The 23,060-nt window shown below is 64.1% G+C and carries 16 protein-coding genes and 2 pseudogenes; 14 read left to right on the forward strand and 4 right to left on the reverse strand.

Annotation, left to right across the window (positions count from 1 at the left end):
- Positions 1 to 815: 815 nt before the first annotated feature.
- From mrdA to RTH46_RS24320, 4 genes are all read left to right on the forward strand, one after another.
- Positions 816 to 2,708: a penicillin-binding protein 2 gene (gene mrdA / locus RTH46_RS24305; RefSeq protein ID WP_153787680.1), complete on the forward strand. Its 1,893-nt coding sequence runs from the start codon at positions 816 to 818 to the stop codon at positions 2,706 to 2,708.
- Positions 2,709 to 2,811: 103 nt separating this feature from the next.
- Positions 2,812 to 3,765 (forward strand): endonuclease, encoded by a 954-nt coding sequence (locus RTH46_RS24310; protein ID WP_316906823.1) that lies wholly within the window; start codon positions 2,812 to 2,814, stop codon positions 3,763 to 3,765.
- A 113-nt stretch (positions 3,766 to 3,878) separates the two neighbouring features.
- Complete coding sequence (locus RTH46_RS24315) at positions 3,879 to 4,280, forward strand: MerR family transcriptional regulator (protein WP_110994597.1); 402 nt, start codon at positions 3,879 to 3,881, stop codon at positions 4,278 to 4,280.
- Between the two features lie 20 nt (positions 4,281 to 4,300).
- Positions 4,301 to 5,200 (forward strand): hydroxymethylglutaryl-CoA lyase, encoded by a 900-nt coding sequence (locus RTH46_RS24320; protein WP_316906824.1) that lies wholly within the window; start codon positions 4,301 to 4,303, stop codon positions 5,198 to 5,200.
- A gap of 551 nt (positions 5,201 to 5,751) precedes the next feature.
- Here the strand turns inward: RTH46_RS24320 and RTH46_RS24325 are convergent.
- Positions 5,752 to 6,267: an MgtC/SapB family protein gene (locus tag RTH46_RS24325; protein ID WP_279847729.1), complete on the reverse strand. Its 516-nt coding sequence runs from the start codon at positions 6,265 to 6,267 to the stop codon at positions 5,752 to 5,754.
- Positions 6,268 to 6,449: 182 nt separating this feature from the next.
- Between RTH46_RS24325 and RTH46_RS24330 the strand changes: the two are divergent.
- The 4 genes and pseudogenes from RTH46_RS24330 to RTH46_RS24345 all read left to right on the forward strand — a co-directional run.
- A pseudogene (locus RTH46_RS24330) lies at positions 6,450 to 6,563 on the forward strand (DUF3203 family protein); the annotation flags it as partial.
- Between the two features lie 120 nt (positions 6,564 to 6,683).
- Positions 6,684 to 8,093, forward strand: a complete 1,410-nt coding sequence (gene ccoG, locus RTH46_RS24335) for a cytochrome c oxidase accessory protein CcoG (RefSeq protein WP_153787675.1) — start codon at positions 6,684 to 6,686, stop codon at positions 8,091 to 8,093.
- A 39-nt stretch (positions 8,094 to 8,132) separates the two neighbouring features.
- The gene (gene mapR, locus RTH46_RS24340; RefSeq protein ID WP_125858342.1) at positions 8,133 to 9,542 is read left to right on the forward strand and encodes a GntR family transcriptional regulator MpaR; all 1,410 of its coding nucleotides are present in this window, start codon (positions 8,133 to 8,135) and stop codon (positions 9,540 to 9,542) included.
- A 54-nt stretch (positions 9,543 to 9,596) separates the two neighbouring features.
- Complete coding sequence (locus tag RTH46_RS24345) at positions 9,597 to 11,660, forward strand: PAS domain-containing protein (RefSeq protein WP_316906825.1); 2,064 nt, start codon at positions 9,597 to 9,599, stop codon at positions 11,658 to 11,660.
- A 1-nt stretch (position 11,661) separates the two neighbouring features.
- Here RTH46_RS24345 and RTH46_RS24350 read toward each other — a convergent pair whose 3' ends face one another.
- Positions 11,662 to 12,408 carry an SDR family oxidoreductase gene (locus RTH46_RS24350; protein ID WP_316906826.1) on the reverse strand — a complete coding sequence of 249 codons (747 nt, stop codon included), beginning with the start codon at positions 12,406 to 12,408 and terminating at the stop codon, positions 11,662 to 11,664.
- A gap of 327 nt (positions 12,409 to 12,735) precedes the next feature.
- Between RTH46_RS24350 and ppnN the strand changes: the two genes are divergently transcribed.
- From ppnN to RTH46_RS24370, 4 genes are all read left to right on the forward strand, one after another.
- On the forward strand, positions 12,736 to 14,109 hold the full coding sequence (ppnN, locus tag RTH46_RS24355) for a nucleotide 5'-monophosphate nucleosidase PpnN (protein WP_125463733.1): 1,374 nt from the start codon (positions 12,736 to 12,738) through the stop codon (positions 14,107 to 14,109).
- 102 nt (positions 14,110 to 14,211) lie between these two features.
- The gene (locus RTH46_RS24360) at positions 14,212 to 16,035 is read left to right on the forward strand and encodes a diguanylate cyclase domain-containing protein (RefSeq protein ID WP_316906827.1); all 1,824 of its coding nucleotides are present in this window, start codon (positions 14,212 to 14,214) and stop codon (positions 16,033 to 16,035) included.
- Positions 16,036 to 16,135: 100 nt separating this feature from the next.
- Complete coding sequence (locus tag RTH46_RS24365) at positions 16,136 to 16,816, forward strand: response regulator transcription factor (RefSeq protein WP_153787671.1); 681 nt, start codon at positions 16,136 to 16,138, stop codon at positions 16,814 to 16,816.
- Positions 16,794 to 18,185 (forward strand): sensor histidine kinase, encoded by a 1,392-nt coding sequence (locus tag RTH46_RS24370; protein ID WP_153787670.1) that lies wholly within the window; start codon positions 16,794 to 16,796, stop codon positions 18,183 to 18,185. Before RTH46_RS24365 ends, RTH46_RS24370 begins: the two co-directional genes overlap by 23 nt.
- Positions 18,186 to 18,500: 315 nt before the next feature.
- Here the strand turns inward: RTH46_RS24370 and RTH46_RS24375 are convergent, their stop codons facing one another.
- Complete coding sequence (locus tag RTH46_RS24375) at positions 18,501 to 19,673, reverse strand: MFS transporter (RefSeq protein WP_316906828.1); 1,173 nt, start codon at positions 19,671 to 19,673, stop codon at positions 18,501 to 18,503.
- 189 nt (positions 19,674 to 19,862) lie between these two features.
- Here RTH46_RS24375 and RTH46_RS24380 point away from each other — a divergent pair.
- Positions 19,863 to 19,958, forward strand: a pseudogene (locus tag RTH46_RS24380) (type II secretory pathway protein); the annotation flags it as partial.
- 299 nt (positions 19,959 to 20,257) lie between these two features.
- Here RTH46_RS24380 and RTH46_RS24385 read toward each other — a convergent pair.
- On the reverse strand, positions 20,258 to 21,238 hold the full coding sequence (locus RTH46_RS24385) for an RHS repeat-associated core domain-containing protein (RefSeq protein WP_316906829.1): 981 nt from the start codon (positions 21,236 to 21,238) through the stop codon (positions 20,258 to 20,260).
- A gap of 578 nt (positions 21,239 to 21,816) precedes the next feature.
- Here RTH46_RS24385 and mexE point away from each other — a divergent pair.
- The gene (gene mexE, locus RTH46_RS24390) at positions 21,817 to 23,058 is read left to right on the forward strand and encodes a multidrug efflux RND transporter periplasmic adaptor subunit MexE (protein ID WP_110994610.1); all 1,242 of its coding nucleotides are present in this window, start codon (positions 21,817 to 21,819) and stop codon (positions 23,056 to 23,058) included.
- Positions 23,059 to 23,060: the final 2 nt, after the last annotated feature.

Raw genomic sequence — 23,060 nt, forward strand, 5'->3', positions numbered from 1 at the left:
CTTATCTGATGCGCTACAACCTCAAGCGCCTCCACAGCTACAACGGCTATGAAACGCCAGTAGCCATGGAGGAAAAGCTCAAGGCAGCGGCATGAACCTTAACCGGTGTCCAAAATTACTTGACCAGTTCAGCTTGCCAGCGATTGCAATCCTGAGTTCCCACTTAATCCAACTAGCGACAGCTAACGCCAGCCCAGGCGCCGCCCCTAACTTCGCGACTTCAGGAGGCTGAGCGTAGGCGTCTGGAGGGCCCTGGTGCGCAGCACCCTTCCGGAGCGAAGGGACCCCGAAGCGCAGCGTAGGGGCCGTATGATGGGAGCGAGCGGCTTTGGTTACTTTGGCCAAGACCAAAGTAACCCGCCGTAAGGGCGGAAAGGTGACTACGCGTCGACATCGCAAATGAATGCGCATACAACCACATAAACCCACTCCCCTAGCAACTAGCAACTAGCAACTAGCAACTAGCAACTAGCAACTATAAACAACATTACTCAATCGCAACTCAAGCCCATTGCCCCCTGCGCCCCACAATGCGAAGCCCAACAACCCGTAGCGAAATGCTTGAAGCCCCGCTGCCGCAGCAACCGAACAGCATGCATAGCGCCCCCAAGCATCCCAGATTGCGCGAGCGCAGTGCCAACGGCTCCCCCCTAGCCCTAGACATGAACGAATCTTCATCTTCCCTGTATGCCCCTGCCAGCAGGGCCCGACGCCCCTCCCCGGCGCTACCCGCCGGCCCCCGCCTTGAGCCCCGCCGCACGCCCGCGTAGCATCGCCGCCCCGCACGTATCGCCCTGACCGACCCACCACTGCCCATGCCACAACCCATCCCCCTCAAGGACCACGAAACAGAAAAGCACCTGGTCAACCGCCGGTTGCTGGCCTGTGCCCTGCTGGTGTTCAGCCTGGTGGCGGTGCTGGTGGGCCGGCTCTATGTACTGCAGGTGGTGCAGCATGACCAGCAGACCGCGGTGTCGGAAAACAACCGCGTGCACGTACTGCCGATCCCGCCCGAGCGCGGGCTGATCTATGACCGCAATGGCGTGGTACTGGCCGACAACAAACCCAGCTTCAACCTGACCATGACCCGCGAACGAGCCGGTGACACGGCCAAGGTGCTCGACGCCCTGGCACAGGTGCTCAACCTCGGCGAGGACGACCGCCACCAGTTCGACAAGGACCTGCGCCGTGGCCGCAAGCCCTTCGAACCGGTCACGCTGATGGTCGGCCTGAGCGAGGAACAGATCGCCCTGATCGCCGTCAACCAGTTCCGCCTGCCGGGACTTGAGGTGGAGCCGCAGTTCATCCGCGAATACCCGCTGGCCGAGCACTTCGCGCATTCGGTGGGCTATGTCGGGCGGATCAACGAGAAGGAAGCCAAGGCTCTCGACAGCACCGAATACCGTGGCACCCAGTCGATCGGCAAGACCGGCGTCGAGCGCTTCTACGAACACGAACTGCACGGCCAGGTGGGTTACGAAGAGGTCGAGACCAACGCCCAGGGCCGGGTGATGCGCGTGCTGCGCCACCACGACCCGGTGCCGGGCAAGTCCATCGTGCTGAGCCTGGACGCCCACCTGCAGCAGGCCGCGGAAAAAGCCCTGGGTGACCGACGTGGCGCGGTGGTGGTGCTGGACCCGGCCAACGGCGACGTGCTGGCGATGGTCAGCAACCCCAGCTTCGACCCCAACCTGTTCGTCAAGGGCATCAGCTCCAAACAGTACTCGGCACTGCGCGACTCGATCGACCGGCCATTGTTCAACCGCGTGCTACGCGGCCTGTATGCCCCCGGCTCGACGGTCAAGCCGGAAGTGGCCATCGCCGGCCTCGACAGCGGCGTGATCACCCCCGGTAGCCGGGTGTTCGACCCCGGTTACTACGAGCTGCCCAACTACGACCACAAGTACCGCAACTGGAACCACAGCGGCGATGGCTGGGTGGACATGTACACCGCGATCATGCGTTCCAACGACACCTACTTCTACGACCTGGCACACAAGCTGGGCATCGACCGGCTGCATGACTACATGGCCGAATTCGGCCTGGGCCAGAAGGTCTCGCTGGACATGTTCGAGGAAGCCCCCGGGCTGATGCCGTCGCAAGCCTGGAAGCGCGCCACCCGACGCCAGGCCTGGTTCCCCGGCGAAACGCTGATCCTGGGCATCGGCCAGGGCTACATGCAGGTCACCCCGCTGCAACTGGCCCAGGCCACCAGCCTGCTGGCCAGCAAGGGTGCCTGGCACCGCCCGCACCTGGCGATGACCGTCGGCGGCCAGGCCCCCATCGACCCCAACCCGATGCCGGACATCGTGCTGCACGACAAGCGCGCCTGGGACCAGGTCAACCAGGGCATGCAAATGGTCATGCACGATGCGCGCGGCATCGCCCGCGCCGCCGCCGCCGGGGCCCAGTACCGCATCGCCGGCAAGAGCGGTACCGCCCAGGTGGTAGCGATCAAGCAGGGCGAGCGCTACAACCGCAACAAGACCCTGGAGCGCCACCGTGACAACGCCCTGTTCGTTGGCTTCGCCCCGGCCGACCACCCGGCCGTGGTGGTGGCGGTGATGATCGAGAATGGCGAGGCCGGCGGGCGGGTGGCAGGGCCAGTGGTGCGCGAGGTGATGGATGCCTACCTGCTGGATGACCAAGGGCACCTGAAGGCGCAGTACGCGGGCGGTACTGGGCAAGCGGTTGTGCCTCATACCTAGGACTTCAGGCTTACCCCTTGTAGCAGCGGCCTTGCCGGGGCGCTCCTACAAGGGATGCCTTCCTGCGTATAATCGGCGCTTTTTCCGACGTCGATCTACCTCCATGAAAAGACTGTTGTACGCAGCATCCCTGTGCCTCGCCCTCATCCCCCCCGCCTTCGCCACCCCGCCGGCAACCTTCACCGAAGCCAAGGTCATCGCCAAGCAGAAGATCTACCTCGACCAGGCCAACAGCGCCCAGGGCGACCTGTACTGTGGCTGCAAATGGACCTGGGTCGGCAAGTCGGGCGGGCGCGTCGACCCGGCTTCCTGCGGTTATGAAACCCGCAAGCAGCAGAGCCGCGCCGAGCGCACCGAGTGGGAACACATCGTCCCGGCCTGGACCTTCGGCCACCAACGCCAGTGCTGGCAGAACGGCGGCCGCGAAGCCTGCGTCGACAAGGACCCGGTGTTCCGCGCCATGGAAGCCGACTTGTTCAACCTCTACCCGGCCGTGGGCGAAGTGAACGGTGACCGCAGCAACTTCAACTACGGCATGGCCGCGGGCGTTGCCCCGCAGTACGGCCAGTGCACGACGAAAATCGACTTCCAGCAGAAAGCCGCCGAACCGCGCAACGAAGTCAAAGGCCTGGTGGCGCGCACCACTTTCTACATGTTCGATCGCTATCAGCTGAGCATGTCGCGCCAACAACAGCAGCTGCTGATGGCGTGGGACAAGCAGTACCCGGTAACCCCGTGGGAGAAGGAACGCGACCGACGCATCGCGGCGGTGATGGGGCATTCCAATCCGTTCGTGACCGGTGAGCGCAGCTGGACACCAGGTTACAAGCCAGCGGGCGCCGCCCCGGTGGTGACCGCCGCCGCGCAACCGGCCAAGCCGGCCCCGGCCAGTTCGGCGGCGCACGGTGCCGTGCTGGGCAACCGCAACAGCCAGGTCTACCACCTGGCCAGCGGCTGCCCGGGTTATGCCCAGGTGGCGGCGAAGAACCAGGTGGCATTCGACTCCGAAGCCGCGGCGCAGGCGGCTGGCTACCGCAAAGCCGGTAACTGCAAGTAGCACCTGCACGGGCTCCCGGCACATCGACTGCCGGGAGCCTGCAGCGGTTTCAGCTTGACGTTTACGTCAAGCTCACTTTAGGTTAACGCTGATCCCACCCCCCGAGCATCAGCATGACCAGCCAGACCTACAGCATCTCCGACCTGTCCCGCGAGCTGGACATCACCACCCGCGCCATCCGCTTCTACGAGGAGCAGGGCCTGCTCAGCCCCGAGCGCCGCGGCCTGGAGCGCATCTACTCGGCCCGCGACAAGGTCACCCTCAAGCTGATCCTGCGCGGCAAGCGCATCGGCTTCTCGCTGGCCGAGTGCCGCGAGCTGATCGAGCTGTACGACCCCACCGGCGGTAACCTCAAGCAGCTCAACAGCATGCTCGGCAAGATCGCCGAACGCCGTGCCCAGCTGGAGCAGCAGATGCTCGACATCCAGCAGATGCACCTGGAGCTGGACACCGCCCAGGAGCGCTGCGAGCAGGCCCTGGCCGCCACCTTGAACCAGCAGCCCCACAACCGTTGACCTGCCACAGGAAGCCCGCCATGTCATTGCCCAAGAACGTCCGCCTGGTCGAAGTCGGCCCCCGCGACGGCCTGCAGAACGAAGCCCAGCCCATCAGTGTCGCCGACAAGGTACGGCTGGTGGACGACCTTACCGACGCTGGCCTCGCCTACATCGAGGTGGGCAGTTTCGTCTCGCCCAAGTGGGTACCGCAGATGGCCGGCTCCGCCGAGGTGTTCGCCGGTATCCAGCAACGTGCCGGCGTGACCTACGCCGCGCTGGCGCCCAACCTGCGTGGCTTCGAGGATGCCCTGGCGGCGGGGGTGAAAGAGGTGGCGGTGTTTGCGGCAGCGTCCGAGGCCTTCTCGCAGCGCAATATCAACTGCTCGATCAGCGACAGCCTCAAGCGCTTCGAGCCGATTATCGAAGCTGCCCGCGCGCAAGACGTGCGGGTGCGCGGTTACGTGTCCTGCGTGCTGGGCTGCCCTTATGAAGGGCGGATCAGCGCCGAGCAGGTCGCGCCGGTAGCCCGAGCCCTGCACGAGATGGGCTGTTACGAGGTGTCGCTGGGCGACACCATCGGCAGTGGCACTGCCGGCGACACTCGCCGATTGTTCGAGGTGGTCTCAAGGCAAGTGCCACGCGAGCAACTGGCCGGGCACTTCCACGACACCTACGGCCAGGCGCTGGCCAACGTCTATGCCAGCTTGCTCGAAGGCATCGCGGTGTTCGACAGCTCGGTCGCAGGCCTGGGTGGCTGCCCCTACGCCAAGGGCGCCACCGGCAACGTTGCCACCGAAGACGTGCTGTACCTGCTGCAGGGCCTGGGCATTGAAACCGGCATAGACCTCGACCGCCTGATCGCCGCTGGCCTGCGTATCAGTGAGGTGCTGGGCCGCGTTACCGGTTCGCGGGTGGCACGGGCACGTAGCGCCGGCTGAGTCACACCGGTGTCACACAAGTGTGGGTGGAGTGTTACCGCCCACACCGCTGGCAGCAAAAAATCGGGTAACAGGGAAACAAATCGACAAAATTTCAGGTGCCCGATTTTTTCGAAAATCGCCAAACCATTGATTTTAAAGGATTTTAAAAAGTTGGCACGGCACCTGCTATATCTCAGGCACAACAAGAACAAAAAAATGCGACATCTAATAAAAACAACATGAAACGGTTCTGACATAACAAGAACAACACGGCAGAAGCGTAGCAAGCAGATTTTTTTGGAGTCGACGTGCTTTCCAGGGAAGCTTTCGCAGAAGAGCCCCGCAGCCTGACACAGAACAATAAAACTACCTGAAGGTAGCGACAGTCACGGTTGGATCACACACGTTGCGTGAACGCAGGTCAGCGCTCAAAAAAATACGTTTGCTCTTGGCCCTGGATAGGGGCCCCGCAGTACCGAGACAAAAGCCGACAAAAACAACAAATGGCCCGTCTCCAATAATAAAAAAAGAGCAGGCAACAACGCTTATGAGGGGAGCTTCGGCTCCCCTCAGTGCTTCCTGCCCTCCTCCTCGCTTTTCTCCTCGCTCACACCCTCCACCTTGTCCACCAGCAGCGGCATCGTGCCCAGCACCAACAGCGCCAGCACCGTGCTGAGCAGCGCCGTGGCCTCGCGCCCCATGCCGGCGGCCGTGCCGATGGCAGCGGTCATCCACAGCCCGGCGGCGGTGGTCAGGCCTTTCACATGGCTGGTGTCCTGGCCGTGGCCCTTGAGGATGGTGCCCGCACCGAGAAAGCCGATGCCCGCGACAATGCCCTGGATCACCCGGCTCAGCGCCTGTTCGTCGGCCCCGGCCATGCTCGGGGCCAGCACGAACAGCGCCGCGCCCAGGGACACCAGCATATGCGTGCGCACCCCGGCCGCCTTGCCTTTGCTTTCGCGCTCGAAGCCCAGCACCGCGCCCAGCAGCGCCGCCATCAGCAGGCGTACGAGGATGCGGGTGATCTCCTGCTCGTCGGTGATGTCGGCGAATTCGGACTGGATGGTCGAGAGGATCGTTTCCATCGGGTGTTCTCCTGCATGGGCCCAGTCGCGGGGSRAGCCCGCTCCCACGAAGAAAAGCTGCGGCTGTGCGTGGGAGCGGGCTTGCCCCGCGATGAGGCCCTTACTGATGCTGACCGCAGCCTCCCCCAGGAGTGCCAACGGGCAGATAGGTGCAGCATCCACGCCCAGCCTGTGATCACACCCTGGCCGACGAACACGTACCCATCACCGAAGCCGAGGCCGAAGCACTCACCGTCGCAGGTGCGGTGGATAGCCGCAGGCATCTGAAGACCAGCGTCCCAGGCTCGGTAATCTAAGGCCTCGGGGTTTCAGAGGAGAATCTGATACGGTTTTTATCGCCATAGCTGAGTCTGTGCTGCAAACAGATCGGGGGCCATAGTGCCCAGGCCTGATCGAGGCCTGATGAGCGATGAACCATGAGTGACAGAATCCCCTTCCGAGTCATCGAGATTGCCCCCACCGCCGTCAACAAGAGCAAAAGCCAGCCGGACGGCGGCATCCACACCCGCAGCTTCAGCGGCTTCTACCGTAATCTGCGAATTACCTTTGCCGGCGCGCTGTTCGTGCTGTTCTTCGGCACCGCCTGGCTGCAGTGGGACGACCGCCAGGCCGTGTTGTGGGACCTGGCCGACAGCAAGTTCCACATCTTTGGCGCGACGTTCTGGCCGCAGGATTTCATCCTGCTCTCGGCGCTGCTGATCATCTGCGCCTTCGGCCTGTTCGCCATCACCGTGTTCGCCGGCCGCGTGTGGTGTGGCTACAGCTGCCCACAGAGCACCTGGACCTGGTTGTACATGTGGTGCGAAAAGGTCTGTGAAGGCGACCGCAACCAGCGCATCAAGCTGGCCGCCGCGCCCTGGAGCGTCAACAAGCTCGCCCGACGCAGCCTGAAGCACACCTTGTGGCTGGCCATCGGCCTGCTCACCGGGCTGACCTTCGTCGGCTACTTCACCCCGATCCGCCCGCTGGCCGCGGAGCTGTTCAGCCTGCAGCTGGGCGGCGTGGCGCTGTTCTGGGTGCTGTTCTTCACCGCCGCCACCTACATCAATGCCGGCTGGCTGCGCGAGGCGGTGTGCATGCACATGTGCCCCTATGCGCGCTTCCAGGGTGTGATGTTCGACAAGGACACCCTGGCGGTGGCCTACGACCCCAGCCGCGGCGAGGCCCGTGGCCCACGCAAGAAAGGCAGCATCCCCGGCGAGCAGGGCCTGGGCGACTGCATCGACTGCACCCTGTGCGTGCAGGTCTGCCCCACCGGCATCGATATCCGCGACGGCCTGCAGATGGGCTGCATTGGCTGCGCGGCGTGCATCGACGCCTGTGACGAGGTCATGGACAAGATGGGCTATGCCCGCGGCCTGATCGGCTACAAGTCCGAGCACACCCTGCAAGGCGGTACCACCCAATGGCTGCGCCCGCGCCTGCTGGGCTACGCCGCGGCGCTGGTGGTGATGGTCGGCGCGCTGGTCGTGGCCCTGCAACTGCGCCCCATGGTGTCGATGGACGTGATCAAGGACCGCGGCCTGTTCCGCGAGAACGCCCAGGGCCAGATCGAGAACATCTACCTGCTCAAGATCATCAACAAGACCAGCGAGGCGCAGCACTATCGCCTGCGCCTGGTCGACGCCGACGGTTTCGAGCTGCACGGGCGCACCGAGTTCAGCATCGCCGCCGGCGAGATGAGCGAGCTGCCTGTATCGGTGGCGCTGCTGGCCGACCGCCCGAGCAGCAGCTCGCAGGAGCTGACCTTCGAGCTGCAGGACAGCGACCAGCCTGGGGTGCGTAGCATCGCCCACAGCCGCTTCGTCGCGCCGATGAACCGCTGATCCCTTACACTGCCCTTTACCTTGCCCGTGCAGAACACCATGAAACGCTATGAACGCTTCGCCGACGACATTGCCGAACTGATCCGCACCGGTGTGCTTGGCCCCGGCCAGCGGGTGCCCTCGGTACGCTATGCCAGCCAGACCCACGGGGTCAGCCCGTCCACGGTGTTCCAGGCCTACTACCTACTGGAACGCCGCGGCCTGATCCGCGCCCGGCCGCGCTCGGGCTACTTCGTCAATGCCCACGCTCCGCGCCCGTTCAACGAACCACAGGTGCAGGCGCAGGCCACCGAGTCCACCGATGTGGACGTCAGCGGCCTGGTGTTCTCGATCCTCGACTCGATCAAGGACCCGCACACCGTGCCGTTCGGCTCGGCCTTCCCCAGCCCCACGCTGTTCCCCCTGCAACGCCTGTCCCGCTCCCTGGCCAGCGCCAGCCGGGCCATGGACCCGCGCATGGTGGTCACCGACCTGTCGCCGGGCAACCCGCAACTGCGCAGGCAGATCGCCCTGCGCTACATGGTCGGCGGGCTGATGCTGCCGATGGAGGAACTGCTGATCACCAACGGCGCGCTAGAGGCACTCAACCTGTGCCTGCAGGCCGTGACCCAGCCGGGCGACCTGGTGGCCATCGAGGCACCGGCTTTCTATGCCTGCCTACAGGTGCTTGAACGCCTCAAGCTCAAGGCCGTGGAAATCCCGGTACACCCGCGCGAAGGCATGGACCTGGCGGTGCTTGCACAAACCCTGGACAAACATCCGGTGAAAGCTGTGTGGTGCATGACCAACTTCCAGAACCCGGTGGGCGCGAGCATGCCCGAGGCGAAGAAGCAGGAACTGGTCGAACTGCTGCGCCGCCACCAGGTGCCACTGATCGAAGACGACGTCTACGCCGAGCTGTATTACGCACAGCAGGCGCCCAAGCCGGCCAAGGCCTTCGACACCGAGGGCCTGGTGATGCACTGCGGCTCGTTCGCCAAGAGCCTGGCCCCGGGCTACCGCATCGGCTGGGTAGCCGCCGGGCGCTTCGCGCAGAAGATCGAGCGGCTCAAGCTGATGACCTCGCTGTGCGCCTCGATGCCGGCCCAGGCGGCGATCGCCGATTACCTGCAGCACGGCGGCTACGACCGCCACCTGCGCAAGTTGCGCTACGCCCTGGAGGGCCAGCAGGTCAACATGCTGGCGGCCATCGCCCGGCACTTCCCGGCCCAGACCCAGGTCAGCCACCCCTCCGGCGGCTACTTCCTGTGGCTGGAACTGCCCGAGCAGATGGACGCGCTCAAGCTGTTCCACATGGCGCTGGCGCAAGGCATCAGCATCGCCCCGGGGCCGATCTTCTCGCCGACCCGGCGCTTCGGCAACTGCATCCGCCTCAATTACGGCAGCCCCTGGGGCGACGGCGCCGAACAGGCCATGGAGACCCTCGGGCGCATCGTGCGCTCGTTCTAGCGGCGCGTGGGAAGGCAGGCTACAGTTGCGCCATGCCCGACGCTGGACACCTGCATGCCAGACCGCAACCTGCCCGCCCTGCAGCGAGAGCTGCAGACGCTGCGCCAACGCAACGCCGAACTGGAGGCGCGCCTCGAACAGCAGGCGCACTCCGATGACGATCTGTACCGCTTCCTGTTCGACACCATGGACGAAGGCTTCTGCGTCATCGAGTTCTTCGATGGCCCGCACGGGCCGCTCAGCGACTACGTGCATATCCTCGCCAATGCCGCCTACGCCCGCCACGCCGGCATCCCCAACGTGGTCGGGCAGAAGCTGCGCGAGATGGTGCCGGACGAAGCCGATGACTGGGTCGCCCGCTACGGCGAGGTACTGCGCACCGGCCAACCATTGCAGTTCGAGCAGGAACTGGTGGCCACCGGGCATGTGCTGTCGGTGACCACCTTCCGCATCGAACCCGCCGAGAAACGCCAGGTGGCAGTGCTGTTCAAGGACGTGACTGAGCGCCGCCGCGCAGAGGATTCCCTGCGGCAGCTCAATGACCAGCTCGAACAACGGGTCGGCGAGGCCCTGGCCGAACGCAGGCTGTTCGCCGGGCTGGTCGAGCGCAGCGTGGCCAACGTGCATGTGTTGGATACCAACCTGCGCTGGCTGGCCATCAACCAGCAGGCCCAGCGGGATTTTCAACGCCTGTTCGGCAGCACGCCGCAGGTGGGTGACAGCCTGGTGGATTTGATGCGCGATCACCCCGATAGCCTGGCCAAGAACCTGGACCTGTGGCGGCGCGCCCTGGCCGGGGAAACCTACGTGCAGACCGCGGCCTTTCCTGAAGGCACGAAGACGAACTACTTCGAGCTGCGCTTCAGCCCAATGCACGCCCCCTCGGGCAACGTCATCGGTGCCAACCTGTTCGCCTACAACGTGACTGAGCGAGTATCCGAACAGCAGCAACTGCTCAAGGCCGAAGAAGCCCTGCGCCAGGCACAGAAAATGGAAGCGGTGGGACAGCTCACCGGCGGTATTGCCCACGACTTCAACAACCTCCTGGCCAGCATCCTTGGCGCCCAGGAGCTGGTGCGCCAGCGTCTGGAACAATCGCGCCCAGATGAAATCCCCGGCCTGCTCGACACTGCCAGCAACTCCGCCCGCAGCGCTGCGGCGCTGGTCCATCGACTGCTGGCGTTCTCGCGGCGCCAGACCCTGATGCCCCAGGCGACTGCGGTGGGTGCCCTGGTGCAGACGATGGAAGAACTGATCCGCCGCAGCGTCGGCCCGGCCATCCAGCTCAGCGTCCACTGTGCCGATGACCTGTGGCCCACCTTCATCGACCCGCCGCAGTTGGAGAGCGCCCTGCTCAACCTGTGCATCAATGCCCGCGACGCCCTGCCCGCCGGCGGTCTGATCGACATTCACTGCGCCAACCAGCTACTCGACGAAGAATGTGCCGCCCAACTCGACCTGCCCGCCGGCGATTACCTGTGCCTGAGCGTGCGTGACAACGGCCGCGGCATGCCCCTGGAGGTGGCGGAGCGCGCCATCGACCCGTTCTTTACCACCAAGCCCCTGGGTCAGGGCACCGGGCTCGGGTTGTCGATGGCTTACGGTTTCGTGCGTCAATCTGGTGGCCAACTGCTGATCCACTCGACCTTGGGTGTAGGCACGCTGGTCGAGCTTTTCCTGCCACGGCATTTCACAGCGCCCTTGGTGTGCGAGCAACGGATAAAGACCGCCGATCAGGTTCGTCAGCAGGGATCAACGATTCTATTGGTGGAAGACCAGACGGCCTTGCGCCTGGTGATCGGTGAAGTGCTAGAAGAATTCGGCCATCAGGTGCACAGCGTGGAAAACGGCGCGCAAGCCCTCGAGGCCATGGCGCACGGACTCTTGCCAGACTTGCTGATCAGCGACATCGGCCTGCCCGGAGGCCAAAACGGCCGGCAGGTGGCCGAGGCGTGCCGTGCCCGACATGCGGATCTGCCGGTATTGTTCATTACCGGTTATGACGAAAGCGCGGCGCTCAGTGACGGCGTGCTGCCGCCGCGTACGGCGGTGCTGCTCAAGCCATTCGAACTCGGCGACATCGCCGACAAAGTGGCCGAACTGCTCGCGCCAGGCTGACTCAGCGCCCACCGCCCAGGTCGATGAAGCTGCCGGTGGAGTAGGACGCCTTGTCCGACAGCAGCCACAGAATCGCCTCGGCGACTTCCTCAGGACGCCCACCACGCCCCATAGGCAGGCCAGGCTCGAGCTTGGCGACCCGATCCGGGTCGCCGCTCAGGGCGTGGAAACCGGTGTGGATGTAACCGGGCCGTACACCATTGACCCGCACTCCCTCGCCGGCCACTTCCTTGGCCAGGCCGACCGTGAAGGTGTCCAGCGCGCCTTTGGAAGCGGCGTAGTCGACATATTCGTTGGGCGAACCCAGGCGCGCGGCCACCGACGACACATTGACGATCGCCCCGCCCTGCCCGCCGTGGCGGCGCGACATGCGCAGCAGCGCGTGCTTGGCGCACAGCATTGGCCCGACCACATTGGTTTTCATCATCTTGAGCAGGCGGAACTCGGACATGTCCTCGACCCGGCTCTGCTGGCCGATGGTGCCGGCGTTGTTGACCAGTGCCGTGACCGGGCCGAGTTCGTGGTCGACACGCAGGAACAGCTGCGCCACTTCGTCCTCGACACTGGCATCGGCGCGCACCGCAATGGCCGTGGCGCCCAGATCGCGAACCTGCGCCAGCACCGCTTCGGCGGCCTGGTCGTCGGCGTGGTAGTTGATGCAGATGCGGTAACCCTGTTGCGCCGCCAGTAACGCGGTGGCGGCGCCGATGCCCCGGCTGGCGCCGGTGATGACGATGACCTTGTCCATGGATCGGTCCGGATGAGTGGGAAAGTCCCGCGAGATTAGGGGAAAAGCGTTGGGCGGAGCAATGGGGGCGGCGTGGGGGCGGACAGGTGCTTGGCGATGAATTTGCAGCGCCTGTGAGATCGAGCGCCGCCCGCGCGGCGCATCGCTGGCAAGCCAGCGATGCGCCGCGCGGGCGGCGCTCGATCTCAAGGGCAGCACAAAACCCCCGCCATGCACCCACTGCCCATTCCCCAAACCAGCTTTTTCAAAGCCCCCCTCGTTACCCCGCACATTTGCTTGTATGGTGTTGTCCAAGAAGGATGTTTTACCCGCACAGGAACGACTTAGATGCCCCAACGCAATGTCATCAACGCCTCCGTCAGCCCCAAAGGCAGCCTGGAGACCCTGTCGCAACGTGAAGTCCAGCAACTGAGCGAAGTCGGTACCGGCAGCCTCTACACCCTGTTCCGCCAGTGCGCCCTGGCGATCCTCAATACCGGCGCCCATGTCGACAATGCCAAGACCATCCTCGAAGCCTACAAGGACTTCGAGGTGCGCATTCACCAACAGGACCGCGGCGTACGCCTCGAGCTGCTCAACGCCCCGGCCGATGCCTTCGTCGATGGCGAGATGATCGCCAGCACCCGCGAAATGCTGTTCAGCGCCCTGCGCGACATCGTCTACACCGAAAGCGAGCTGGCCAGCCAGCGCATTGACCTGGAGAGCTCGCAAGGCCTCACCGACTATGTCTTCCACCTGCTGCGCAACGCGCGCACCCTGCGCCCGGGCGTCGAGCCGAAAATGGTCGTGTGCTGGGGCGGCCACTCCATCAGCAGCGAGGAATACCAGTACACCAAGAAGGTCGGCCACGAGCTGGGCCTGCGCAAGCTGGACGTCTGCACCGGCTGCGGCCCGGGCGTGATGAAAGGCCCGATGAAGGGCGCCACCATCGCCCACGCCAAGCAACGCATGCACGGCAGCCGCTACCTGGGCCTGACCGAACCGGGCATCATCGCCGCCGAGGCGCCCAACCCGATCGTCAACGAGCTGGTGATCCTGCCGGACATCGAGAAGCGTCTCGAAGCCTTCGTCCGCGTCGGCCACGGCATCATCATCTTCCCCGGCGGCGCCGGCACCGCCGAGGAATTCCTCTACCTGCTCGGCATCCTCATGCACCCGGACAACCACGAGCTGCCCTTCCCGGTCATCCTCACCGGGCCGCGCAGCGCCGAGGCGTTCCTGCTGCAACTGCACGCCTTCGTTGGCGCCACCCTTGGCGAAGCCGCGCAACGCCACTACCAGATCATCATCGACGACCCGGCCGAGGTGGCCCGGCAGATGGTCGAAGGGCTCAAGGCGGTCAAGCAGTTCCGCCGCGAGCGCAACGACGCGTTCCACTTCAACTGGCTGCTGAAGATCGCCGAAGGCTTCCAGCACCCGTTCGACCCCACCCACGAGAACATGGCCAACCTGGCCCTGCGCCGCGACCTGCCGCCCCATGAGCTGGCCGCCAACCTGCGTCGGGCCTTCTCCGGCATCGTCGCCGGCAACGTCAAGGACAAAGGCATCCGCCTGATCGAAGAACACGGGCCGTACCAGATCCGCGGCGACGCGGCGATCCTCGACCCGCTGGGCCGCCTGCTGCAGGCGTTCGTCGACCAGCACCGGATGAAACTGCCGGGCGGCGCGGCCTATGTGCCGTGCTACCAGGTGGTGAGCTGAGCCAATCCGGGGCCGCGCGAGCGGCTCCGGGCATCTGCCAGGGTTGCAGGGCGGCGCAGCAGCGCTATCGTTGCCTGTCTGTGAATTGAAGAGCCCGTGCTTATGCAGATCGCCCCTGCCCCTCTCAATGAAGCCGAACGGCTGTGCTTGCTGCACAGCCTGGAGCTGCTCGACACCCCAGCCGAGGAGGCGTTCGACCGTATCACCCGGTTGGCCAGCAGCCTGCTCGACGTGCCGATGGCACTGGTGTCGCTGGTGGACGTCAATCGCCAGTGGTTCAAATCGCGCCATGGTCTGGATGCAGCAGAGACCCCGCGGGACCTGGCGTTCTGCGCCCACGCGCTGCATGCCGAACAAGCGCTGGTGATTCCCGACGCACTCAACGACGCACGCTTCGCCGACAATCCGCTGGTCAGCGGCGCGCCGCACATCCGCTTCTACGCCGGCATTCCGCTGCGTTTTGCCAATGACCTGACCCTGGGCACCCTGTGCGTGCTCGACACCCGCCCGCGCGAGCTGTCCGACGAAGCCCTGGCGCGGTTGCAGGACCTGGCGCGGCTGGTCGAGCAGCAGGTGCTGCAGCGCAGCCAGGCTACCGGCCCGCACAAGGTGCAGGCGGCGCAGCGTCAAGCCCAGGCGGCCAACGAGTCGCGCTTTCGCCAGGTGTTCCGGCAAAGCCCCACCAGCAAGGCGCTGATAGGGCTGGACGGGCGGATACTCGAAGCCAACCGCGAATTCTGCCAATTGCTCAACCGCCCGCCCGAGGAACTGGTGCTGCTACAACTCGCGCAACTGCTGGCTGACGACGGCCTGGCCACCTTCCAGCCGCTGTGGCTGGCCTTGCTGGCCGGCGAGCGGGAAGTCGGCGTGATCGAAGTGCGCCTGGCCAGCAAGACCTGGATCGAGCTGAGCCTGTCGATGCTGCGCGGCGACAGCGGCCAGGCCGAGCAGGTCGTGGCCTTCGCCCGCGACATCAGCGAGCGCCGGCGCCGCCAGCACCTGCTGCAGCGTTACCAGGCGACCTTGGAGCAGCAGGTGGCGCAGCGTACCGAAGCGCTCGAACGCAGCCAGGAAACCCTGCAGGCCATCGCCGACAACCTGCCGGTGCTGATCGCACAGATCGGCAACGACCTGGAATACCGCTTCAACAACGCGGTGTACCGGGACATCTTCGGGCTGGATCCGGCCGCGCTCAAAGGGCGCAAGGTGCAGGAGGTACTTGCACCCGAGATCTACCAGCAACTGCTGCCGTGCTTCCGCCGGGCGCTGGCCGGCGAGCGCATCGAGGCCGACAACGTGCGCTACCGCGACGACGACCCGCGCATCTGGCACGCCAGCTACGTGCCCGACATCCGCAATGGTGCCGTGGAAGGCTTCTTCGTCATGTCGCTGGACGTGACCGAGCGCAAGCGCCGCGAGCAGACCCTGCTCGACCAGGCGACCCTCGACCCGCTGACCGGCCTGCCCAACCGTGCGGCGCTGTTCCAGGCGCTGGATTACCTGCTGCTGCAGCGCACGGCGTTCGCCCTGTTGTTCATCGACCTGGATGGCTTCAAGCAAGTCAACGACAACCATGGCCACGAAGCCGGCGACCTGCTGCTGCAGGCCGCGGCCACGCGGATGCAGGCGACCATGCGCAACGACGATCTGGTGGCGCGCCTGGCCGGGGACGAATTCGTCATCATCGCCCGCTCGGTCACCAGCGCCGCCGCAGCCGAGGAGATCGGCCGCAAACTGTGCGATACCCTGTCGGTGCCCTTTGGCGTCGAGCAAAAGGTGCTGCGTATCGGCGCCAGTATCGGCATCCACCTCAACCAGCCGCAGCAGACGCCACTGGCCGCCGAAGACGCGTTGGCCCGCGCCGACCAGGCCATGTACCAGGCCAAGCGCGGCGGGCGCAACCGCTGGTGCCTGGCGGCGGACTGAGCGATCGCGCAGGTTCCCTGATCCAGATGAATTTTTCTTAAATCGCCGTTTGTCTATTCTTTGGCACAATCAGTCATCCCCCTTGCGCCCAGGAACCCGCATGCCACGCGTACTGACCATTGAAGACGACGCCGTCACCGGCCAGGAAATCGTCGCCGAACTCTCCAGCCACGGCCTTGACGTGGACTGGGCCGACAATGGCCGCGAGGGCCTGGCCAAAGCCATTGCCGGCGGCTACGACCTGATCACCCTGGACCGCATGCTGCCAGAGGTGGACGGCCTGACCATCGTCACCACCCTGCGCAACCTGAAGATCGCCACCCCGATCCTGATGATCAGCGCCTTGTCGGATGTCGACGAACGGGTGCGCGGCCTGCGTGCCGGCGGCGACGACTACCTGACCAAGCCCTTCGCCTCGGACGAGATGGCCGCCCGGGTCGAAGTGCTGCTGCGCCGCAACAGCACGCCCATGACCCAGACCCGCCTGCAGGTCGCCGACCTGGAGCTGGACCTGATCAGCCATGAAGCGCGCCGTGGCGAGCAGGCGCTGAACCTGCTGCCCACCGAATACAAGCTGCTGGAATACCTGATGCGCCACGCCGGCCAAGTGATCACCCGGATGATGATCTTCGAGGAAGTCTGGGGTTACCACTTCGACCCGGGCACCAACCTGATCGACGTGCACATCGGCCGCCTGCGCAAGAAGATCGACTCCCCCGGCCAGACCCCGCTGATCCGTACCGTGCGGGGCTCCGGCTATGCCATTGCCGAACCCGTCTAAGGGCTGGAGCTCGTCGACCAGCCGCCTGCTGGCGCTGTACAGCTTCCTCTTCGTGGCCTGGAGCAGCATCCTCATGGGGGTGCTGTACTTCGAGGTGTCCAGCTACCTGAACAAACTCACCCGCCACTCGATGATGCAGCGCCAGCACCTGTTCGCCCACATGAGCGGCAAGCAGCTGGACGACGCGCTGATCGCAAGCCAGGCCTTCGAGGAGCGCAGCTTCGACGCCTACGGCCTGTTCGACCCGCAACTCAACCCGCTTGGCGGGCGCATCCGCAGCATTCCGCCGGAGCTGGGCCTGGACGGCAAGATCCATGAGCTCAAGCGCTGCCTCGACGCTGACGACCCACACCTGCCGCGCGACAGCTGCGACGCCGTGGCAATCCGGGTGCAGGACGGCCGTTGGCTGGTGCTGGTGCGCGACAACGGCTCGCTGTTCGTGGTCACCCGGATCATCCTGCATGCGCTGCTGTGGGGCATCTCGCTGACCCTGATCCCGGGTTTTGCCGGCTGGTACCTGCTGCGCCGCCGGCCGCTCAAGCGTATCCGCGCTATCCAGGCCCAGGCCGACCTGATCGTGGCCGGCGACCTGACCCACCGCCTGCCGCTGTCGGCCCGCCGCGACGAACTGGACATGCTGGCCGCCATCGTCAATGCCATGCTCGACCGCATCGAGCGCTTGATGCATGAAGTGAAAGGCGTGTGCGACAACATCGCCCACGACCTGCGCACCCCGCTGACGCGCCTGCGCGCCCAGCTCTACCGCATCCGCCAGCAGAGCGGCGCCGGCTCGCCCGAAGGCGAGGCGCTGGACCAGGCGATCGGTGAAACCGACACCCTGATGGCGCGCTTTCGCGGTTTGCTGCGCATCAGCGAACTGGAAGACCGCCAACGCCGCGCTGGTTTCGTCCAGCTCGACCCGCACGCGCTGCTGGTGGAGCTGCACGATTTCTACCTGCCGCTGGCCGAAGACGGCGGCATTCGCCTGAGCCTTGAGCAACCGGCGCAGTTGGCCGCGCTGCATGGCGACCGCGAATTGCTGTTCGAGGCCCTGGCCAACCTGGTGGGCAATGCCATCAAGTTCACCCCCGAGGGTGGCCAGGTGCGGATTGCAGCAAGCCAGGACGAGCGCGGCGTGCAGATTGCCGTCGAGGACAGCGGCCCGGGAATTCCCGCTGACGAGCGCGAAGCAGTGCTCAAGCGCTTCTACCGCAGCGAAGAAGGTCATCGCCATGCCGGCTTTGGCCTGGGTTTGTCGATCGTCGCGGCGATTGTCGACCTGCATGGCTTTGGCCTGCAGGTGGATGCCAGCCCGCTGGGTGGCGCCAGGCTGGTATTGAGTTGCCCGACCACCGGACAAACCTCCTGAGTTGGCAAGGCTTCAGTGATGGATCAAGTCACACAGCAATTGAATGCGTGGGAGCGGACTTGCCCCGCGAAGGCGGCGACACCGAGTTGCCTGGTTTCGCGGGGCAAGCCCGCTCCCACGTTTAATCATGCCTAGCTACAGGGAGCGCAGAGCCCGCTGGCAGCGGCCTGCATAACAGAGCATGCCCTCAAGACTATCGCCGGTCGCGCCTGCGTCGACAGTCATCTGTGGGAGCGGGTTCACCCGCGAAAGCGGCAGTGAATCGAATGACGCATTCGCGGGTAAACCCGCTCCCACAGGTTAGATGCAGCCCCCTCAATTACCTCGCCGCACCCGGCGAAACACCTGCCCCACCAGCAACAGGTTCACCAGCGCCAGGGCAATCAGGCTGTACAACACGCCATATGCCCCCAGGTGCTCGAACAGATAACCGCCCACCAAGGGCGTCAACGCCTGACCAATCAACGCCGGCCGCGACATGCGCCCCATCAACAGCACATATTGCGCAGGCGGTAGCATTGCCAACGGCAGCAGCCCACGGACGATCGCGCGCAAGCCATTGCCGCAGCCGAAGATCAGCAGCCCCACCGCCGTCGCCGCCGGGGCCAAGGTCACCAGCAGCAGGCCGATCAGCACCAGGCTGGTCCAGGCCAGCGCAGTCCACACCGGGTGCCTGCGCCCTACCAGGATCTGCAGCACCCGCGACGCCACCTGGCTCGGCCCGAGCATCGCCGCCAGGCCAATGGCCGCCGCCAGCGAATGCCCCATGCCCTGGAGCACTGAGACCAGCTGCACGGCAATCGCCGTCATGATGATCGCGCCGATGGCGAAGATCGTCGTCAGCAGCAGGTACAAGCGTCGGTCGATGGCCTCGCCCGCCTCACCGGCCTTGGCCTTGCGCCCAGTCAACTGGCCGCCGGGCGGCAGCACCTTCCAGTACAGCGGCGCCACCACCAGCAACAGCACCACGGCATACAGCACACAGGCCTGGCGCCAACCCAGCTGCTCGATCATCAGCGCCACGGTGGGCCAGGACAGCGTCGAGGCAAAACCTGCAATCAGCGTCACCCCGGTGATCGCCCGTCCCGCGCCCTCGGCATACAGCGCCCCGAGGGTGGCAAACAGCGCCTCGTACAAGCCCATGGCCATGCCCACGCCGATCACCGCCCAGGCCAGCAAGAACAGCCCCAGGCTGGGGCTGGCGGCCATCAGCAGCAGCCCAAGCGCCACCACCGCGCCGCTGGCAGCCAACTGCGGGCGCCCACCGTAACGGGCGATCAGCCGGCTGGACAACGGCGCCAGCAACGCCGAGACCAGCAGGCTCAGCGACAGTGCGCCGTACACCCACTGGCTCGGCCAGCCGGTATCGCGGCTGATCGGCGCGGCCATCACCGCCATCAGGAAGAACGAACCGCCCCAGACCAGGATTTGTAGTACACCGAGCCAGACGATGCTCAGGTTTGACGGGGTATGGGGTGTGGCGTTCACGGTGGGGCCTTGGGTCTGGGCAATCGAATTCAAGTACGTTGCATCGGCCCCATCCACGGCGACCTGTAGGAGCGGCTTCAGCCGCGAACACCGGCGCAGCCGGTGCCAGATCACACTGCACCCTCGAAGGCAGGCTGGGCAATGAGCGAATGCAATGGCGCGGATGATACGCTCATATCGATACCGCCACCGCTCATATCGATGACCTTCCTCGGCCTGCTGGTTAGTATGATCGTTATCCTCATGTACATGCCAATCTTCGAGCTGGCCTCGAGCATTCATTAAAACGCCAGACCCAGGCTTTCGCGCAACATGGTGCCCTCATGCTGGACCCTGGCCGGAAATGTATCGTGCTGGTGGCTTCACCTGCAGCGCCAGCTGGCCGTTATCGCCAGCCATATCGATGGACGAATAGCCCACGTGAGACCATGACAGCTTAACTGGTCTAAGAGATCGGCTTAATACCACAATTGGAGAGGCATAGGACGCACGGATTCAGTCTTTTTAACTTAGCAAACCGGGGCTGCTGTGTGGCAATCCCAGTCGATATTGAAGGAACTGTCGGAGTAGTTTTTACGAGTGAATCACTCCTTTTTACGAACGCTCGCAATTAGAGCCTCTTGAATAGTCTGCCTTAAATCGTCCATACTGCTAAACTTCAGAAGCCTTTCGCCGTAACTAAAAGAATACACATAATCCCCAGAATCATTACTTACAACGATGCTGGCAAGCTCCTGCGTGAGGCGGAATTTTTCCTTGGCAGATGCATTAATCACATACTGATAGAGCCGCATCCTGTCTTCGTCCAAACCCTTTTCCGGTCTCCTATCAGTCCACTCTCTTGTATACGCACTACGACTCTTCTCCTCAAGGAGTCTTTCACGCGCCGCACCTTGCGCTCCTTGCGCACGCTCCGCCTTAAACTGCGCACGCTCCGCCTCAAATTGCACACGTTTCGCCTCAAATCTCTTAAGGTCCGCCTCAAATTGCACACGTTTCGCCTCAAATGTCTTAAGGTCCGCCTCAAGTTTCTCACCCACTTTCTGTTCCCCCTTTTTGAGTGTTTTTTCCTTGTTGGCATAACCGGTGATTCGAGTCACCCATTTTCTGAACCACTTAGATGCACCCAAGGGATCACTATAGTTAACAGAGTCGCCCCCACAGTAGGCATACGCGTTGATACCGCCTCGCCCAAAAGGACTAAGTCCGTCTGGGCTTAAAAACCTCATCAGATTCGGGCTGTACACACGGTGCCCACACCCCAATAAATAGTCCCCATTGAGCTGACAATGCTGACCGGTAAACCCTAACAACGTGCTGAACTGCGCTGACCGATGTGCAAACCCATAGACTGTATAATTTTCTGGCTTTCCTTGCCGGTTCGACTGAATAGTATTAAGAGAATCAACACCATATAAGCTTGAGTTGACAGGGGCATCTTTTCCGGCGACCTCTGCCAAGGGCATATGACCACCAGAGAACAATGAAATACGTTCTCCGCCGTTTATACTCGTGGCAAGCTGTATGCCGCGATAGAAGTAAAACTGAGCAGTTAAATCGTTCATGACCCAACATGCCTTTTGGTTGTGTGTGTAGGCACACTATCGAAGCGCCATGAGCGTGAAAACTGATAAAAATGCTAGCCCGGACCGTGCCTGCATGGTTTGAAAGTGGCGTGATTACTGCTGGATTTCACCGCCCCTCCATAAAAAGCGCCCACGTGACGGACGAGGTTTCGTGCATCGCCTTGACCATCCGCTGGCGAAAAATCGGGCTAGGCTCTGTACGAAAAGTTTTGTGGGAGCGGGCTTGCCCCGCGATGGAGTGCGAAGCGCTCCTTTACCCGATTCAAATAGTGTTGATGATGCAGCAAATTCAGGCTCTGCTGCCGCGTTGCGGCAGATCGCGGGGCAAGCCCGCTCCCACAACGTTGGATGACCATACTTTTCGTACAATGCCTAACGCCTCAACGTGTTGAGCCCAAATCGCCGGGTGGGCCCAGAGCGCCCCAACCATGCCCACCATCGATGAACGACCCGCAGCTATCATTCAGCGTGATAGTAACCTTCGTCCCGTTCGATTCGTGCCTCACGCGCAACACACTCACACTCCGCCCACTACTAATACATTGGCGGAGTTCTCCATGGATCACTCACTCAAACCCTTGCGCTTCCCCCTCGCTGCCCTGGCAGTGGTGGTACTCAGCGCCTGCGGCCGCACACCAGACGCCATGCAGGCTCCCGCCGCGCCCAAGGTCAGCGTCGCCAAGGTGATCGAGCAACCGATCAACGAATGGGACGAGTTCACCGGCCGCCTGGAAGCGCCGGAAACCGTCGAGGTGCGCCCACGGGTCTCGGGCCAGATCGACCTGGTGGCCTTCACCGAAGGCGCCCAGGTGAAAAAAGGCGACCTGCTGTTCCAGATCGACCCACGCCCGTTCCAGGCTGAAGTCCGCCGCCTCGAAGCCCAGGTGCAGCAGGCCAAGGCCACCGCTATCCGCAGCGCCAACGAGGCCCGCCGTGGCGAGCGCCTGCGCGACAGCAACGCGATCTCCGCCGAGCTTGCCGAGTCGCGCAGCAGCGCCGCTGCCGAAGCCCGTGCCGGGGTCGATGCGATCCAGGCACAACTGGACCTGGCCCGCCTGAACCTCAGCTTCACCCGGGTCACCGCGCCGATCAGCGGCCGCGTCAGCCGCGCCCAATTCACCGCCGGCAACATCGTCAGCGCCGACGTCACCCCGCTGACCAGCGTGGTCTCCACCGACAAGGTGTACGCCTACTTCGACGCCGACGAGCGCGTGTACCTCAAGTACACCCAGCTGGCGCGTGAAGGCCAGCGCGGCCAGAGCACCCCGGTGTACCTGGGCCTGACCAACGAAACCGGCAACCCGCACCTGGGCCAGATGAACTTCGTCGACAACCAGGTCAACCCGCGCACCGGCACCATCCGTGGCCGCGCCGTGTTCGACAATCGCGACGGCCAGTTCACCCCCGGCCTGTACGCACGCCTGAAGCTGGTCGGCAGCGCCCAGTACGACGCCGTGCTGATCAACGACGAAGCGGTCGGCACCGACCTTGGCAAGAAGTTCGTGCTGGTCATGGACAAGGACAACAAGGCCGCCTACCGCGCCGTGGAACTGGGGCCGAAGCTCGAGGGCCTGCGCATCGTGCGCAGTGGCCTGGGCAAGGACGACCGCATCGTGGTCAAGGGCCTGCAGCGCGTGCGCCCAGGCTCGCCAGTCACCCCTGAGGAAACCCAGATGGCCAGCGAACAGACCCTCGCCGCCCTCGCCCAGCAGCGCCAGGCCCTGGAGGCCAGCAACCCGGCGCCGAAGGTAGCGGGTGCCAACGTCAAAGTCGCCAGCGCCCAAGCGCCACGCGGTTAAGG

The sequence above is a fragment of the Pseudomonas sp. zfem004 genome, from assembly GCF_032621715.1.
In the GTDB taxonomy this organism is placed as follows: domain Bacteria; phylum Pseudomonadota; class Gammaproteobacteria; order Pseudomonadales; family Pseudomonadaceae; genus Aquipseudomonas; species Aquipseudomonas sichuanensis.

Bases quoted from the DNA above. Each gene is read 5' to 3' on its own strand.
- mrdA (WP_153787680.1), top strand. From the start codon at position 816: ATGCCACAACCCATCCCCCTCAAGGACCACGAAACAGAAAAGCACCTG.
- RTH46_RS24310 (WP_316906823.1), top strand. From the start codon at position 2,812: ATGAAAAGACTGTTGTACGCAGCATCCCTGTGCCTCGCCCTCATCCCC.
- RTH46_RS24315 (WP_110994597.1), top strand. From the start codon at position 3,879: ATGACCAGCCAGACCTACAGCATCTCCGACCTGTCCCGCGAGCTGGAC.
- RTH46_RS24320 (WP_316906824.1), top strand. From the start codon at position 4,301: ATGTCATTGCCCAAGAACGTCCGCCTGGTCGAAGTCGGCCCCCGCGAC.
- RTH46_RS24325 (WP_279847729.1), bottom strand. From the start codon at position 6,267: ATGGAAACGATCCTCTCGACCATCCAGTCCGAATTCGCCGACATCACC.
- ccoG (WP_153787675.1), top strand. From the start codon at position 6,684: ATGAGTGACAGAATCCCCTTCCGAGTCATCGAGATTGCCCCCACCGCC.
- mapR (WP_125858342.1), top strand. From the start codon at position 8,133: ATGAAACGCTATGAACGCTTCGCCGACGACATTGCCGAACTGATCCGC.
- RTH46_RS24345 (WP_316906825.1), top strand. From the start codon at position 9,597: ATGCCAGACCGCAACCTGCCCGCCCTGCAGCGAGAGCTGCAGACGCTG.
- RTH46_RS24350 (WP_316906826.1), bottom strand. From the start codon at position 12,408: ATGGACAAGGTCATCGTCATCACCGGCGCCAGCCGGGGCATCGGCGCC.
- ppnN (WP_125463733.1), top strand. From the start codon at position 12,736: ATGCCCCAACGCAATGTCATCAACGCCTCCGTCAGCCCCAAAGGCAGC.
- RTH46_RS24360 (WP_316906827.1), top strand. From the start codon at position 14,212: ATGCAGATCGCCCCTGCCCCTCTCAATGAAGCCGAACGGCTGTGCTTG.
- RTH46_RS24365 (WP_153787671.1), top strand. From the start codon at position 16,136: ATGCCACGCGTACTGACCATTGAAGACGACGCCGTCACCGGCCAGGAA.
- RTH46_RS24370 (WP_153787670.1), top strand. From the start codon at position 16,794: ATGCCATTGCCGAACCCGTCTAAGGGCTGGAGCTCGTCGACCAGCCGC.
- RTH46_RS24385 (WP_316906829.1), bottom strand. From the start codon at position 21,238: ATGAACGATTTAACTGCTCAGTTTTACTTCTATCGCGGCATACAGCTT.
- mexE (WP_110994610.1), top strand. From the start codon at position 21,817: ATGGATCACTCACTCAAACCCTTGCGCTTCCCCCTCGCTGCCCTGGCA.